This window comes from Listeria cossartiae subsp. cossartiae (assembly GCF_014224155.1).
GTDB lineage: Bacteria > Bacillota > Bacilli > Lactobacillales > Listeriaceae > Listeria > Listeria cossartiae.
The window spans coordinates 1,024,170-1,039,992 of the sequence record NZ_JAASUI010000001.1 but is presented as its reverse complement, the minus strand read 5'-3'; the positions used below and the strand labels follow the sequence as shown (position 1 = coordinate 1,039,992).

General features: G+C 38.4%; 14 protein-coding genes. 3 read left to right on the top strand and 11 right to left on the bottom strand.

What is annotated here, in order from left to right; translation table 11 throughout:
- Positions 1-8: 8 nt before the first annotated feature.
- Positions 9-338: a cell division suppressor protein YneA gene (gene yneA / locus HCJ30_RS05350; protein ID WP_185391262.1), complete on the bottom strand. Its 330-nt coding sequence runs from the start codon at positions 336-338 to the stop codon at positions 9-11.
- 155 nt (positions 339-493) lie between these two features.
- Here yneA and lexA point away from each other — a divergent pair, with 155 nt between their 5' ends.
- Complete coding sequence (gene lexA, locus HCJ30_RS05345) at positions 494-1,108, top strand: transcriptional repressor LexA (RefSeq protein WP_003723438.1); 615 nt, start codon at positions 494-496, stop codon at positions 1,106-1,108.
- Positions 1,109-1,127: 19 nt separating this feature from the next.
- On the top strand, positions 1,128-1,649 hold the full coding sequence (locus HCJ30_RS05340; RefSeq protein ID WP_185391261.1) for a GNAT family N-acetyltransferase: 522 nt from the start codon (positions 1,128-1,130) through the stop codon (positions 1,647-1,649).
- Positions 1,650-1,684: 35 nt separating this feature from the next.
- On the opposite strand, the gene HCJ30_RS05335 is transcribed toward HCJ30_RS05340, so the two are convergent.
- From HCJ30_RS05335 to HCJ30_RS05295, 9 genes are all read right to left on the bottom strand, one after another.
- Positions 1,685-2,980, bottom strand: coding sequence for an arsenic transporter (locus tag HCJ30_RS05335; RefSeq protein WP_185391260.1), 1,296 nt, complete (start codon positions 2,978-2,980; stop codon positions 1,685-1,687).
- A gap of 132 nt (positions 2,981-3,112) precedes the next feature.
- On the bottom strand, positions 3,113-4,447 hold the full coding sequence (glnA, locus tag HCJ30_RS05330) for a type I glutamate--ammonia ligase (protein WP_185391259.1): 1,335 nt from the start codon (positions 4,445-4,447) through the stop codon (positions 3,113-3,115).
- 70 nt (positions 4,448-4,517) lie between these two features.
- Positions 4,518-4,886, bottom strand: coding sequence for a MerR family transcriptional regulator (locus tag HCJ30_RS05325; RefSeq protein WP_003719570.1), 369 nt, complete (start codon positions 4,884-4,886; stop codon positions 4,518-4,520).
- Positions 4,887-5,089: 203 nt separating this feature from the next.
- Positions 5,090-6,316 (bottom strand): methionine gamma-lyase family protein, encoded by a 1,227-nt coding sequence (locus tag HCJ30_RS05320; protein WP_185391258.1) that lies wholly within the window; start codon positions 6,314-6,316, stop codon positions 5,090-5,092.
- Entirely contained in the window at positions 6,309-7,532 is a 1,224-nt protein-coding gene (gene hflX / locus HCJ30_RS05315) for a GTPase HflX (protein WP_185391257.1), read from the bottom strand. The genes HCJ30_RS05320 and hflX overlap by 8 nt, the downstream gene beginning before the upstream one ends.
- Positions 7,533-7,641: 109 nt before the next feature.
- Positions 7,642-7,875, bottom strand: a complete 234-nt coding sequence (hfq, locus tag HCJ30_RS05310) for an RNA chaperone Hfq (RefSeq protein WP_003719566.1) — start codon at positions 7,873-7,875, stop codon at positions 7,642-7,644.
- Positions 7,876-7,997: 122 nt separating this feature from the next.
- Positions 7,998-8,915: a tRNA (adenosine(37)-N6)-dimethylallyltransferase MiaA gene (miaA, locus tag HCJ30_RS05305; protein WP_185391256.1), complete on the bottom strand. Its 918-nt coding sequence runs from the start codon at positions 8,913-8,915 to the stop codon at positions 7,998-8,000.
- Positions 8,916-9,041: 126 nt separating this feature from the next.
- A complete protein-coding gene (locus HCJ30_RS05300; RefSeq protein ID WP_185391255.1) occupies positions 9,042-10,718 on the bottom strand; it encodes a glycerol-3-phosphate dehydrogenase/oxidase in 1,677 nt (558 codons plus the stop codon).
- A gap of 233 nt (positions 10,719-10,951) precedes the next feature.
- Positions 10,952-11,650, bottom strand: coding sequence for a glycerophosphodiester phosphodiesterase (locus HCJ30_RS05295; protein ID WP_185391254.1), 699 nt, complete (start codon positions 11,648-11,650; stop codon positions 10,952-10,954).
- Between the two features lie 210 nt (positions 11,651-11,860).
- Here HCJ30_RS05295 and HCJ30_RS05290 point away from each other — a divergent pair, with 210 nt between their 5' ends.
- Positions 11,861-13,747 (top strand): acyltransferase family protein, encoded by a 1,887-nt coding sequence (locus HCJ30_RS05290; protein ID WP_185391253.1) that lies wholly within the window; start codon positions 11,861-11,863, stop codon positions 13,745-13,747.
- A 30-nt stretch (positions 13,748-13,777) separates the two neighbouring features.
- Here HCJ30_RS05290 and HCJ30_RS05285 read toward each other — a convergent pair whose 3' ends face one another.
- Complete coding sequence (locus HCJ30_RS05285) at positions 13,778-15,598, bottom strand: LapB repeat-containing protein (protein WP_185391252.1); 1,821 nt, start codon at positions 15,596-15,598, stop codon at positions 13,778-13,780.
- Positions 15,599-15,823 lie beyond the last annotated feature (225 nt).

The window sequence follows — 15,823 nt, the reverse complement described above, 5'->3', positions numbered from 1 at the left end:
AAACGACCTTACTGGTTTGCTAATTGAATCGTGCTATCACTCTTTAACAACTTTGTTTTGTGGACTGGAATTACGACAGAATCCCCAGCTTCTACATGACCATCCGAAAGATTATTTTCTTTTTCTACCCAGGAAACAAAATCCGCTTTGGCCAGGTCACTTTTACCAGCATACTTGTCTGCTAGCGCCCATAACGAATCGCCTTCATTTACATTTACTTCTGAATAATCTTTTCCCCCGCCAACTACTGTGCACATTAAAATAATCCCCAGAACGATGCAAGTAAGTACAAATATGATAGAAACATAAAATTTATCCCAAATTAATTTCAAAGTCATTAATAACCCCTCCAAAAAGAATGTATGTTCGCTTTTCTATATTATAGAACAACTGTTCGCGTATGTCAATAAAAAACGAACCTTTGTTTGCATATTGGGTTTTCTTTTGCTATACTTAAATTATAAAATAACCATTAATTCAATGAGGTGAAACCATGAAAATATCTAAACGCCAACAAGATATATATGAATTTATTAAATCAGAAGTAAAAGAAAAAGGTTATCCACCTTCCGTACGGGAAATCGGTGAAGCTGTCGGCCTTGCTTCCAGCTCGACTGTTCATGGACATCTTGCTCGCCTTGAAGGTAAAGGCCTAATTAGACGTGATCCAACAAAGCCTCGTGCGATTGAAATATTATCTTTAGAAGACGAAGCAGAAACACCAAATGTAGTAAATATTCCCATTATCGGGAAAGTAACTGCCGGAATGCCAATCACAGCCATCGAAAACATTGATGAATACTTCCCACTACCAGAATATATGGCTGCTGGAGAAACCAATGTCTTTATGTTAGAAATTGACGGCGAAAGTATGATTAACGCCGGAATTCTTGATGGCGACAAGGTAATTGTTAGACAACAAAGTTCCGCAATAAATGGCGAAATCGTGGTTGCAATGACAGATGAAAACGAAGCAACCTGTAAACGTTTCTATAAAGAAGCGAATCATTTTAGATTACAACCCGAGAATGATGCTTTAGAACCTATCCTTTTAAATAACGTAACCATTCTTGGAAAAGTAATCGGACTTTATAGAGATATCCGCTAAGGAACAGGTGGTTGTTAGCTTGATTTATTTTGAAACCGAACGACTTATCGCAAGAGATTATGTAGCAAGTGATTACCTTCCTTTTAGTCAAATGAACGCAGATGAAGAAGTGATGAAATACTTCCCAGCCCTATTAACTACAAAAGAAAGCAATGCACTGCTAGATAGGAATCAAAAAGAACTAACTTCCCTTGGATATGGCCTTTTTGCAATTGAAGAAAAAGCTACTGGCGAATTCATTGGATTCACCGGATTTCATGAAGCTACTTTCGAAGCAGAATTTACACCTTGCATCGAAATTGGTTGGCGTTTAAAGAGCAGCGTGTGGAATCAAGGCTATGCAACAGAAGCCGCACTTGGCGCACTTGCATATGCAAACGAACACACCTCGTTTGACGAAATATATAGTTTTACAGCAACCTTAAATAAGCCTTCAGAACAAGTAATGAAAAAAATCCACTTTACTAAAATAGCTACGTTCCAACACCCAGCTTTAGTAAATGGCGATCCACTTAAACCACATGTTCTTTATAAGGCATAATAAAAATCCCTGTACAAATTGTGTACAGGGGTTTTTTAGTTCCAAATTAACAATGAAATATAAAGACCCACGAGTGTAATAAATAATACCGGAATCGTTATTACAATCCCAATTTTAAAGTAGGAGCCCCAGCTTATTTTTATACCTTTCTGAGCTAACACATGTAGCCAAAGCAACGTCGCAAGCGAACCAATCGGCGTTATTTTCGGACCTAGGTCGGATCCAATAACATTGGCATACACTAACGCTTCTTTCATCATTCCAGTAAAGGAAGTGTGATCAATAGCAAGCGCGTTTATCATCACTGTAGGCAAGTTGTTCATGACGGAAGAAAGTAGCGCGGCAATAAAACCCATTCCGATAGTACCGGCAAATAACCCAAAGTTAGCAACATAAGAAATAGCTTCTGCTAATAATTTGGTAATCCCCGCATTTTGCAAACCATACACCACCACATACATCCCCACAGAGAAAAACACAATATTCCAAGGCGCCCCTTTTAAAATGGATCTGGTGGATACTGCATGACTCTTGGCACCAACTAATAAAAAGATAAAAGCAACTAATAAAGCAATAAACGACACTGGAATGGCTAAAAAACTGCTCAAAAAATAGCCAGCTACGAGGATAACAAGTATCCCCCATGAAATACGAAACATTTTCTTATCTTTAAGCGCAGATGCAGGCTCTCGAATTCCGTTCGCATCATATTTTCTAGGTAACGCTTTTCGGAAATATATGTATAAAACAACAATACTTGCCACCAATGAAAACACCGTTGGAATCCACATAATAAGCGCATACTGCGAAAAACTAATACCAAAGAAATCAGCCGAAACAATATTCACTAAATTACTAACTACTAGCGGCAAGGACGTTGTATCTGCAATAAATCCACCAGCAATTATAAACGGAAATACCTTTCTCTCATCAAAGTTCAGCGCCCGCACCATCGCTAAAACAATCGGCGTCAAAATTAAGGCCGCCCCATCATTCGCAAAAAGTGCCGCAACTAAAGCGCCCAGAATCGAAATAAGCACAAACATCAACAAGCCATTCCCATTTGCCAGCCTTGCCATATGTAGGGCCGCCCACTCGAAAAAACCAATTTCATCTAAAATAAGCGAAATAATAATAATGGCAATAAACGCGAGTGTGGCATTCCAAACAATTCCTGTAACCGTGGCAACATCTGACAAAGTGACAACCCCAAACAATAAAGCAAGTAACGCTCCACCACAGGCTGACCAGCCAATCGATAAGTTTTTCGGCTGCCAAATAACAAATAAAAGCGTTACTGCAAAAACTAAAATAGCTATGGTAATCTGCATTTCTTCCCTTTTCCCTTCTTTTATTAACACATTTTTAAATATATGCCTCTATTAGCTAAACATCAAACATTTGAGTTCTGATTTCGCACAAAAAAGCTCGTTTCCCCCGATGAGGAAACGAGCTTTTGACGATTAATAGATTTCAAGATATTGTTCGCGTTCCCACGGATGAACTGCTGTACGGAACATATCGCACTCAATTGTTTTCGCTTCAATAAAGTGTTCGAAAATGTGTTCACCTAAACCGTCTTTAATAATCTCATCTTTTTCAAGTTCGATTAAAGCATGGCCTAAGCTTTCTGGAAGATCATAAATGCCAGTTGCTTCACGTTCTTCTTCGTTCATGCCGTAAATGTTACGGTCAACTGGTGCTGGAGGAGTTAATTCATCTTTAATTCCAGATAAACCAGCTTTTAGTAGGACAGCCATTGCTAAATATGGATTAGCAGATGGATCAACACTGCGTAATTCAAGACGAGTGCTTAGTCCGCGAGAGCTTGGAACACGTACAAGCGGGCTACGGTTTTTACCTGACCACGCAATGTAACACGGTGCTTCATATCCAGGAACTAAACGTTTGAAAGAATTGATCGTTGGGTTTGTAACAGCCGTATACCCACGAGCATGTTTTAACATTCCAGCTAAGAAGTGGTAAGCTGTTTGGCTTAATTCAAGTTCGCCAGTTTCATCGAAGAAAGCATTGCCGTCTTCATTAAATAAGGACATATTGAAATGCATTCCGGAACCATTCACACCAAAGAGTGGTTTTGGCATAAATGTCGCATGCAGACCATGTTTACGAGCGATTGTTTTAACTACTAATTTAAATGTTTGGATGCTGTCACACGCTGTAATGGCATCTTCATATTTAAAGTCAATTTCGTGTTGGCCTGGTGCTACTTCATGGTGAGATGCTTCGATTTCAAAGCCCATTTCTTCTAGTTCAAGCACGATATCACGGCGACAGTTTTCGCCTAAGTCTGTTGGTGCTAAATCGAAGTAACCACCACTATCATTTAATTCAAGTGTCGGACGACGATTTTCATCTAATTTGAATAGGAAGAATTCTGGTTCTGGTCCTAAATTGAACTCTGTGAATCCTAGCTCTTCCATTTCTTTAAGTACACGTTTTAAGTTAGCACGCGGGTCTCCTGCAAAAGGTGTCATATCAGGATTATAAATATCACAAATCATTCTTGCAACTTTTCCTTTTTCAGCTGTCCAAGGGAATACAACCCAAGTATCTAAATCTGGGAATAAATACATATCCGACTCTTCAATACGTACAAAGCCTTCAATGGAGGAACCATCAAACATGATTTTGTTATCTAGTGCTTTCTTTAGTTGGCTAACAGGAATTTCCACATTCTTAATTATTCCTAGAATATCCGTGAACTGTAAACGAATGAATTTTACATTTTGTTCATCTGCAAAGCGGAAAATGTCTTCTTTTGTATATTTTGCCATAATCTAAATTCCTCCTAAATAATCTAATTATATTAACTTCTAAATAAAGTAAATACCTCTTCTTGTCTTTTTAAAACCTTGGTAATTGTTGTTTCCCTGTCGCATCTTGCTTTACGAAGCGACCGGCTTGCTGCATTTCTTTTCTAAGTATTTTGCGGACATCATCATCTGTTAAAGGTTCTTTGGATTCTTTTTGCTGCATTTGATACATTTTCTTAATTCCCGCAATATTCAGACCATCATTCAAATAATCTTTTATCTCTAGCAGAACATCAATGTCTTGAAGTGAGTACAAACGGTGATTTCCTTGATTGCGTGCCGGATGGATTAATCCTTGGTCTTCATAGTAGCGAATTTGTCTAGCGGTGAGATCGGTTAGCTTCATCACAGGCCCAATTGGAAACAGCGGCATCGATCTCCGGATTTCCTTTTCACTCACGACAATTCCCCCTCAAAACGTAATTATTTTTTTGATGATAGTTGCATTATAATGTACGTCAGATGTTTTGTCAAATTTATGTAAGATAATCTAACACAAGAGCGAATCCCTTCTGCCTCAAGCTTTTGAACATAAAAAAACCGTGACTAATGAAAGCACGGTAAAAAAATTTAAATTATTTTTTGAATATTGATGTTACTTCTTTATAATGTTTTTTGAATCGCTCGAGTGACTGCGATTTTGATGTGTTCGTAAGTAAGTCCGCCTTGCACATAGAGTTGATAAGGCTCTCTAATTGGACCATCTGCTGTTAGTTCCAAGCTCGCACCTTGAATAAATGTTCCAGCTGCCATTATCACGTCATCTTCGTAACCCGGCATATAAGCGCCGATTGGTAAAACGTGGGCATTTACTGGGGAAGCTGCTTGGATATCTTGAGCAAAAGCGACCATTTTCTCTTTATCATGGAAGGAAACGCTTTGGATTAAATCTGTTCGTGGTGCGTCCCAAACCGGATCAGCTTCCACGCCAAATTCAGCCAACATAGCTGCTGTGAAACGTGCTCCCTTGATTGCTTGGGCAGTGACATGTGGCGCTAAAAAGAAACCTTGATACATTTCTAATAAACTATAAAGCGATGCGCCTGCTTCTCTACCTATCCCCGGAGTAGTCAAACGGTAACCGCATAAATCAACCAATGCTTCTGTTCCAGCAATGTAGCCACCCGTTTTCGCTAAACCGCCACCAGGATTTTTGATTAAAGAACCCGCGATAATGTCAGCGCCAACTTCAGTGGGCTCCAAATATTCCGCAAATTCTCCGTAACAATTATCAACAAAAACGACTACTTCAGGATTGATTTTTTTGACGAAACTAATCATTTCTTTTATTTTTTCGATTGTAAAGGAGGGTCTATCGGCATATCCGCGGGAACGCTGAATCCCAATCATTCTCGTATTCGGTGTCATTTTTGCAGCCACAGCAGGGAAATCCACATCTCCATTTGCTTGTAACGGCACGGAATTATAGCCGATATGGAAATCTTTCAAAGAACCTTGGCCTTGGTTTCGCATGCCAACAATTTCTTCTAATGTATCGTATGGTTGCCCTGTAATATAGAGTAATTCGTCTTTCGGGCGAAGAATCCCAAATAATACCGTAGAAATCGCGTGTGTACCTGAAATAATTTGCGGCCGTACAAGAGCTGCTTCTGTTTTAAACACACTTGCATAAACGCGCTCTAAAGTATCTCTGCCTTCATCATCATAACCATAGCCCGTCGATGGGTGGAAATGAAAATCACTTACTTTATTTTCTTGAAAAGCGTCCAATACTTTCGCTTGATTAAATTCCGCAATTTCGTCTGTTTTATATTGTAAGTCGGCAATTTGTGCTTCGACTTTTTTTCTGATTATTTGTATATCAGTCATTACCGGACTCCTTTCTCGGCTTATATCCCTCTACATAGTAACATTGTTTCGATTCGATATATTCAAGTTTTGTTACCCAAGCCTGTTGTTTGATTTGTGCTAACTCTTTTCCTTTTTCTTCTGAAAGTTCCAGCGTGAAAAACATCCAATTTTTTTCGATTAATTCGATCATTCGTTGCTTGATCATTTCTGGTGCCAATGAATCTAACGCCGAAATCAGCAAATGTTCTGGTTGGTCTGGCACAAAAGTAGCTGGCGCCTGATCCATTTTATTGTAAATAACTAATGTTGGTAGGTGATTCATTTCTAGTTCCTCTAGCAACGAAATAACAGTTGTTTCGTGTTGTAAGTAATCCGTATTTGAAGCATCGACAACATGAATCAATACATCGACATTTGCCGTTTCTTCTAAAGTAGAACGAAATGCAGCGATGAGCGTTGTTGGTAAATCTTGAATAAAACCTACTGTATCGGTTAAAAGTGCTTGAAAACCGCCAGAAAAGCGGATTTTCCGCGTTGTCGGATCCAGTGTTGCAAATAGTTTATCTTCTTGTAAAGTTGATTCATTCGTTAGGCGGTTGAAGATTGTTGATTTTCCCGCATTCGTATAACCAATTAAACCAAAACGAAAAACGGATTGCGTGTTTCTGCGTTCAATAATTCGTTTACGATGCTGTTCTACATGCGTTAGTTGCGCTTTGATATCATGCATTTTTTCACGAATGTGACGCTTATCCATTTCTAATTTTGATTCACCTGGACCTCTTGATCCGATACCTCCACCGAGTTTTGATAGCGAGATACCTTGCCCACTAAGTCTTGGCAAAAGGTATTTATACTGCGCGTAGGCGACTTGCAATTTGCCTTCTTTGGATTTTGCTCGCATGGCAAAAATATCCAGAATTAATTGGGTTCGGTCGATAATTCGCGCTTCAACTGCTCCTGAAATATTTCGCACTTGCGTAGCACTGAGCTCGCTATTGAATATAACGACATCTGCCTCATGCATTTCCACTAATGCAGCAAGTTCGTCTAGTTTCCCAGAACCAATGAATGACGCTTGGTTTACACGTTCTAGCTTTTGAATTAATTCATCGACCACTTCGCCGTTTGCGGTTTTTGCTAAGCTATGCAATTCATTTATGGAATTCCAAAACGCTTCTTCTGTTTTATTTGGTAAAATGACACCTACAAGTATTATTTTTTCACGTTCCACAAGCATTTCTCCCTTTTTCAGACAAGACTAATCGTAGCATATTTTGCACATAAAAAAAAGACATGAAACATCGCAAAAAAGCGAGTTCCCTGTCTTTCAAGTAAAGTACTTATTCCGCATCAGGATTTAAAGCGACATTCTTTTGCGGGGAGAAAGTTGAAATTGCGTGTTTAAATACAAGTTGTTGTTTTCCTTCGACATCTAGTAGCACGGTAAAATTGTCAAAACTTACAACGCGTCCTCTTAATTGAAAGCCGTTTGTTAAAAATACGGTTGCAAGAATTTTCTCCTTACGCAATTGATTTAAGTAATAGTCCTGTAAACCTTGTCCACCTTGTTTCATAATTTCCCTCTCCAATCTCTATCTTATACTAAAAAATTTCCCAAACCCCAATGAAGTTCCATTGTGCAATTGGTTGGCTAATTTCAAATACCCTTTATTTCTAACTACCAAACAGAAAAGCATCATTTAGCTCGTAAAAAAACGCTGACTTTATCCATTGCTTCGGTTTCCGTTTCCTTAACACCCGCGGGAATCCAGTCGATATCCATTCTATTCCTAAACCATGTTAACTGCCTTTTCGCGAAATGCCGCGAGTTTTTTTGAATCAATTCTTTTGCTTCTTCTAGTGTACTATTCCCTTCAAAATAAGGAAAGAGCTCTTTGTAGCCGATGCCGCGAATCGCTGGAACATCAACTAAATTTTGATCATATAGTTTTTTTGCTTCTGATACTAAACCTTGTTCAAACATGAGATCTACACGTTGATTAATGCGCTCATAAAGTAGCTCTCTATCTAAATCAAGTCCTAGGAAAAGCGGTTTATAGGTAGCATTTAGTTCGTTATGAACTTGATATTCCGAGAAAGGTTTTCCTGTTAGATGCATTACTTCTAATGCCCTAATCACTCGGCGCTTATTGTTTTCATGAATTTGTGCCGCACTTTCTGGATCTTGTTGTTCGAGCATTTGCCATAAAACCGTTTTGTCTAAGGGCTCTAATTCCGCTCGGTAAGTCTTATCTTCGCTTGCGTTCCCAAAACCATAATCATAAAAAACGGATTGGATATAAAGGCCGGTTCCACCAACAATAATCGGCATTTTGCCTGCATGGTGTATCTCCTCTATGCACTTTTGCGTTTCTGATTGGAATTTTGCTGCGGTAAAAGGCACAGAAGGATCTGTCACATCAATGAGATAATGTTTGACGCCATCCATCTCTTCTGGTGTGATTTTTGCGGTACCAATATCTAAGCCGCGATAAACTTGCATCGAGTCACCACTAATGATTTCTCCATTCAACTTTTTCGCTAGTTCAATACTTAAACTTGTCTTGCCGACAGCAGTTGGGCCAACGATGACGATGACAGGAATCTTGCTCAAAAAAAAACCTCCTTTTCGCCTGTAATCAATGTACCATGAAAAAGGTTTCTTGAAAATAGCGAAAATGATTTTTTTCATAAAAAAAGCGCAAATCTTTGAAAGATGTGCGCTCTTTTTCGATTACTGTTATCTATCGTGCCAATCAGCTGGTTCTCTAGCGTCGTTAATTTGGATATTTAATTCTTCGATATAAGTTTGTTTTACGTCATCGCTCCAGTGGAATTGTTTGGCCATTTCGTCGACAACCGCATCTTTCCATTCTAGCAAGTACGGCATATCGAATAGTAAATATCCGGTGCGGCGTAGTAAGAAATCGATTGGTGTTGTCACTGCTTCGTGCTGGATTGAGTAGCGAAGTTCGGCATACAAGCTGTTTGGTAATGTAGTTTCGTGTTGGTCTTTGTGTTCTTGCGCGTACGTAAATAATTGATCGATATTGCTACCGAAGCGTTTAGCTATTTCGCGACCTTCTTCTAGCGTCCAACCAAAGCGATTGTTCCCTTCTTTCGCTTTTTTGGAAAGGAAAGCTTCTAAATGTTCGGAGCCGCCGATATCTCCTCCAGAAATTGGTAAATGTTTGGTTTGGACTGGTTTGTATTTTTTACCAGTTTCTTTTGCAAGCGATTTGGAAACATCGTCTAATAATTTCTCAGCCATTTTTCTGTAACCAGTAAGTTTACCGCCAGCCATTGTAATTAAGCCACTTTCGGAAAACCATACTTCATCTTTACGGGAAATTTCGGATGGGTCTTTGCCTTCTTCGTAAATAAGTGGACGAACGCCGGCCCAGCTTGATTCGATATCTTTTTCAGTAATATGAACATCTGGGAACATATAATTTATCGCTTTAATGACATAATTATGGTCGGATTCTAGCGCTTTTGGATTGATTACCGCTTCATCGTATACGGTATCTGTTGTCCCTACATAGACTTTTTTATCACGCGGGATCGCAAAGACCATGCGGCCATCTGGTGTATCAAAGTATACGGCTTGTTCCATCGGGAATTTTTGTTTATCGATAACTAAATGAATTCCTTTTGTTAAGCGCAGATGTTTATTGTTTGTGGCATAATCTAGTTTTCTCACTTTATCTACCCAAGGACCAGCAGCATTGATAACCCGGTGCCCTTTGATATCGTAAGCTTTGCCAGATAGACGGTCGGTTACAGTTACGCCAACTACTTGTTTGTTATCGTCGTATAAAAAGTGCTCCGCTTTCGTATAGTTAATTGCATTTGCACCTAGTTCCACTGCTTTTTTCATTACTTCGATTGTTAGACGTGCATCATCCGTACGGTATTCGACATAGTAACCCGAACCTTTTAAGCCATCTTTTTTAACGAAAGGATTTTTTGCTAATGTTTCCTTAGCGCTTAAGATTTTGCGTCGTTCATTTTTCTTTACACCTGCTAAGTAATCATATAAACGAATACCAAATGATGCGGTTGTTTTTCCCATGTTTCCGCCTTTATGGAATGGGAGCATCATCCATTCAGGAGTCGTTACGTGCGGTCCATTTTCATAGACGATTGCACGTTCTTTCCCCAAATCTGCCACTTCTTTAATTTCAAATTGTTGTAAATATCTCAAGCCACCGTGGACTAATTTGGTGGAACGACTTGATGTCCCGCTAGCAAAGTCACCCATTTCAACAAGTGCAACACTCATGCCTCTGGAAGTTGCATCTAAAGCGATTCCTGCTCCTGTAATTCCGCCACCGATGATAACTAAATCAAACTTTTCTTCTTGCAAATTTCTCTCGATTGTTTCTCTGTCAAATGCTGAAAATAATTGTACCATTTTAGTTGCCCCCTTCAAATTGTTTACCATCTGAATTATGCCTTCTTGATTACTTTTCCACTTTTCAATCTAACTGAAACGCTTTAAGTTTTTAAAAACAAAAAAAGAGACTGCAAAGTAAGACGATTGCGCTCGCCTTTTGCAGTCTCTCCGAATCTCAGACAATAATATTTATTAACTTACTATGATTATACCTTTTAACGTTTTATAATGAAAGCGTTTTGCTCATAGGACTATTTCTTATTTCTTAGCGCTACTGCTTTTTCAGGAAAATCTGTCATTATCCCTTTCGCATCTAGCTCTAAAAAGCGAGTTATATCCTCTTCTTTGTTAACTGTCCAATAACGTGCAGCGATTTGCTTAAGAACCGGATTGTTCGCAGTTTTCATTGGTGGGTGTACGGCATCTAGTTGAATTTTTTCGTGTAATGATAATACCTGATCCAAATTCTCATGTGTTATTAGCGCTAATTTTTCCGTGCGCGATAATTCTCTCAAACGAATAAGTGTATCTGGATTAAAAGAAGAATACATACATTTTACCGCGGGAAACCGACTAGCTAACTTCAGTACTTTTCGTTCAATCCCTTCATATTCAAAGACGTCTGTTTTCAATTCAATGTTGAGCATAACCCCAGTGCCGTTGACCAATTTAAACACTTCTTCCAACGTAGGAACGCGAATCTTGCGGAAAAATTGTTTACCAATGACCAATTTTTTCACTTCATAATGTGTATAATCTTTTAACAAACCAGTTCCATTAGTCGTTCTATCAACACTTTCATCGTGCATCACGATTAGTTCGCCACTTTTAAGTACATGGACATCTAGTTCAATTCCGTCTGCTCCTGCTAAAATCGCCGCCTTCATAGCCGGCAATGTATTTTCTGGATGCGTACCACTACTGCCTCGATGGGCAAATATTTCTGTCAAAATGCTTCCCCCCAAACTATTTACTTATGTTTACTATAACAAAAATAAGTAAATATACTCAAATTTAAAAAAACTATCAATTAATTCAGCATTTTAAATTACTTCTTGTTTTATGTATGGTATTATAGTATGTAGCTAAAAACAGATCTCTTTACTATCTCTGTCTAGGTTTACACACATATTTATTTATCACAAATAGGAGATGTTATTTTGAAAAGGACTACTCGCTACAGTAGAAAATATGTTCCGAGTATTGATGGACTTCGAGCACTCGCAGTTATTGCTGTAATCGCCTACCACTTGAATTTCAGCTGGGCAAAAGGTGGATTCATCGGCGTAGACATATTTTTCGTCTTATCTGGTTATTTAATTACGAACATTTTATTAACACAATGGGAAAAAACACAATCACTTCAATTAAAACAATTTTGGATTAGACGTTTCCGGCGACTCATTCCTGCTGTCTATGTAATGATTGTAGTCGTTGTCATCTATGCAGTTTTCTTCCATCCGGAAATTTTAAAAAACTTGCGCGGTGATGCAATTGCTTCATTCTTTTATGTTAGTAACTGGTGGTTTATTTTCCACGATGTATCTTATTTTGATTCATTTGGACTTCCATCACCACTTAAAAACTTATGGTCACTTGCCATTGAAGAACAATTTTATATGATTTGGCCCGCTTTTTTACTCGTTTTTCTCAAATGGGTCAAAAATCCGAAGCTACTCTTAAAAATCGTTATCGGACTTGGTCTTCTTTCTGCGATTTGGATGACAATTTTGTATGTTCCAGGAACGGATCCAAGCCGCGTCTATTATGGTACTGATACTAGAGCGTTTGATTTGCTGGCAGGTTGCGCACTTGCATTTGTTTGGCCATTCACTCGTCTAAGCCCTGTCGTTCCAAAGAAAAGTAAAGCCGTTCTAAATATTGCAGGAACAATTAGTATTCTTGGTTTTATCTTGTTTACAGCCTTTGTCAGTGAATACCAACCGTTTCTATATCGTGGTGGCTTGTTATTCGTTGCAATTCTTGGCGTGATCATGATTGCCACTATTTCTCACCCCGCTTCCTATCTAAGCAAAATTTTCAGTTTCAAACCGCTTCGATGGATTGGGACACGTTCTTACGGCATTTACTTATGGCACTATCCAATTATTACGTTAACGACACCAGTTGTTGAACTTACACAACCCAATATTTGGCGAGCTATCCTACAAGTTGCTGCCACATTTATTATCGCTGAATTATCGTTTCGCTTTATCGAAACACCTATCCGTAAAAATGGTTTCATCAGCTATTTCAAAGGATTCAAAGATAAAAACTACTTTGTCTGGAAGAATAAGCCTGTTGGCAAATGGTTAAGCCTTGCTGGTCTTGTTGCTGTTTTGGCAGTTTTTGCGCTTGGTATGAGTAATGTCGTTTCTGTGAATACCAACGCAGAAAAACAACAGACTTCCGTTAAAACAACGACTTCTACGACTGATGATACGAAGAAAGACACAGAAAAAGAAACGGAAGATAAAGCTGCAAAAGAAAAAGAAGCTTCCAAAGATACAGATACAGAAAAAGCTAGCGGCCAAGACGAAACGCAGGAGCCAGATAATAAAGACAAATCTGTCGCTCCAACACCAACAATTACCCAAACAGTGGCAATTGGCGATTCGGTAATGCTTGATATTGAACCATACTTAAAAGAAGCTGTTCCAAATGTAACGATTGACGGACTTGTTGGCCGACAATTGCGAGATGCCATTACAACTGCTACTGGCTATAAGAAATTTAATACCGAAAGCAGCTCGGTTATTCTCGAACTTGGTACAAACGGTCCTTTCACAGCAGATCAATTAGATAGTTTATTAGATCAATTTGATAAAGCTACCATTTATTTAGTAAATACACGCGTTCCTCGTGGTTGGCAAGCTGATGTAAACAAAAGTATTGCCAATGCTGATTCCAGACCGAATGTAACTGTCGTTGATTGGTACTCACAATCGAGTGGCCAAACACAGTACTTCGCTCCTGATGGTGTCCATTTAACTAAAACCGGTGCTCAAGCTTATGTCGCGATGCTAATGAATGTAATGAAAAAATAACTATCCGCCCTTTATGGGCGGATAGCTTTTTTATTTTCTTCTAGAAACTATCCAACTTAGTCCAATCAATAAAGCGCCAACAGTAACTCCTGCTACAGGTAAAGAATCACCTGTTTTTGGTAATGAGTTTGTGCTTGCTGCTGTTTTTACATTTGTTTCTGTTTTCGTTTCTTTCTTTTCCTTCACTGTTAGCAACGGGATGCTAGGAATTGGCCTTGCTGGGTCATCGACACTTGGTGCAGCATCCACTGGATTTGGTGTCGGATCTGGAGATGGACTTGGAGTTGGGTCTGGTGTCGGAGTTGGTGTCGGATCTGGTACTGGTGTTTCCTCTTCCACAACAACCGTCACTTGAACTGGTGCTCCTTTTTGCAAATCATTTTCAGCGTTTAGCGTAACGACATATTTTCCTGGTTTAGAAAAATCTACCACTGTTGCAAAATCGCTCGTAATCGTTGTCCCATCATTCGTTTGCGCTTGAATATCTTTTAAAAATTCGGCTTCTGTTTTTGTTGTATCGGTTTTGTAAGTAATGCTATTATCAGCCGTAATAGTTGTTGCTGCTTTAATTGTTACATTTACTTGCACTGGATCTGCCTTTAATCCAGCATTATTTTCTGATTGTAAAGTAACTGTGTATGTTCCAGGTGTAGTGAAATCTACTTTCTCAGCAAAATCACTCGTAACCGCCGAACCATCATCTGATTGTGCATGAATATCTGCTAAAAACGCTGCTTCTGTAACTGCTTTATTTTCTACATACGTTTTTTCGCTGTCAGCTGTAATATTCAAAGAATGATCTACAGTAAAATAATGATCATAGACTGGACCTGAAATAGTGTAACTACCGCCATTTTTAAATTGGTCCGGGGAATTATATGTGTCGTAAGCTAAGTCAATTCGCGCGTTGAATTCCATTTTTTCAAGATTATCGAAATCTGTTTTACTCACATTGCTCACTGTTAGACCATCACTTGTAATAGTCAGTCGGTCGCCATTTATTTCTTGTTCGTTCATTGTAAAGTAAGTATTGCTACTAGAGATAGACTTCAGAAAATCTGGCACATAACCATCATAGTTTACTGTTCGTTCTGTCATGATTGTAAATGGAATGTATAATGTTTGATTGTCCGCATTATACGTTAACACACTACTCTTGATTTCAGAGTTAATTAGTTTTTTCGCTCCAATGTTCTGTCCATATGCGTATAGTTGCGTTAATTTAGGAAAATCTTCTATTCCGCGGTAATCATGAATGCCACAGAATTGCACGTATAACGTTTTAAGTTCAGGCATACTTTTTAGCGGCATAATATCCGTTATTGCCCCATTGCTATCAAGATTTATATACGAAACTTTAGGCAATACATTTAATTTAGTTAAAATTGTATCGTCATGCGCACTATGCGAGAAATCGACGTATGTTAAATTAGTGAGCTGACTTAAATCTGGAATTTTATCTGAGGTGACATCTGTTCCCATTATTATTAATTTCTCTAGTTTGTTTAGACCAGCTATTTGATTGTAATTCGATGCATGAATGGAGTCTATTTTTAAATCTTTTACATTATGAGCATATTCAAGACCCGTTAAATCACTAATATTTAGTTTGATTAAAGAAATACTTGTTAATGAATCCATCTGCGCTTCTGTAATATTCGCTGTACTTGCTTGTCCAAGAAGACTATTTAAATACTGTTTCAACACAGCATCAGGAATATTTACATTATCTTGACTTGCTTTTAAGCCCGTCTGCTCTGCTGCAAAAACCGGCATAGTAGTTTGCGAAACTGGAACGATGATTATTGCACAACATACTCCAATTTTTACTAATTTTGTTTTCATTGACATAAGTCATTACCCTCTCCACTCTATTAAATTAAACTTAGAAAAGATTAGTAATCTTTTCAAAAGGAACTTTATGGTTGTAATTATAGTTCCCTTTCTGCCTAATACCAATAGATAAATTGTGTACAAAAATAGCTGAAAATATGAATTTTAGTACCTAGGTAGGACTTTTAATCTCATAACATCAGCTTTTGCGCGAGTTTTAGCGAGTAAGTTTATATATGAAAA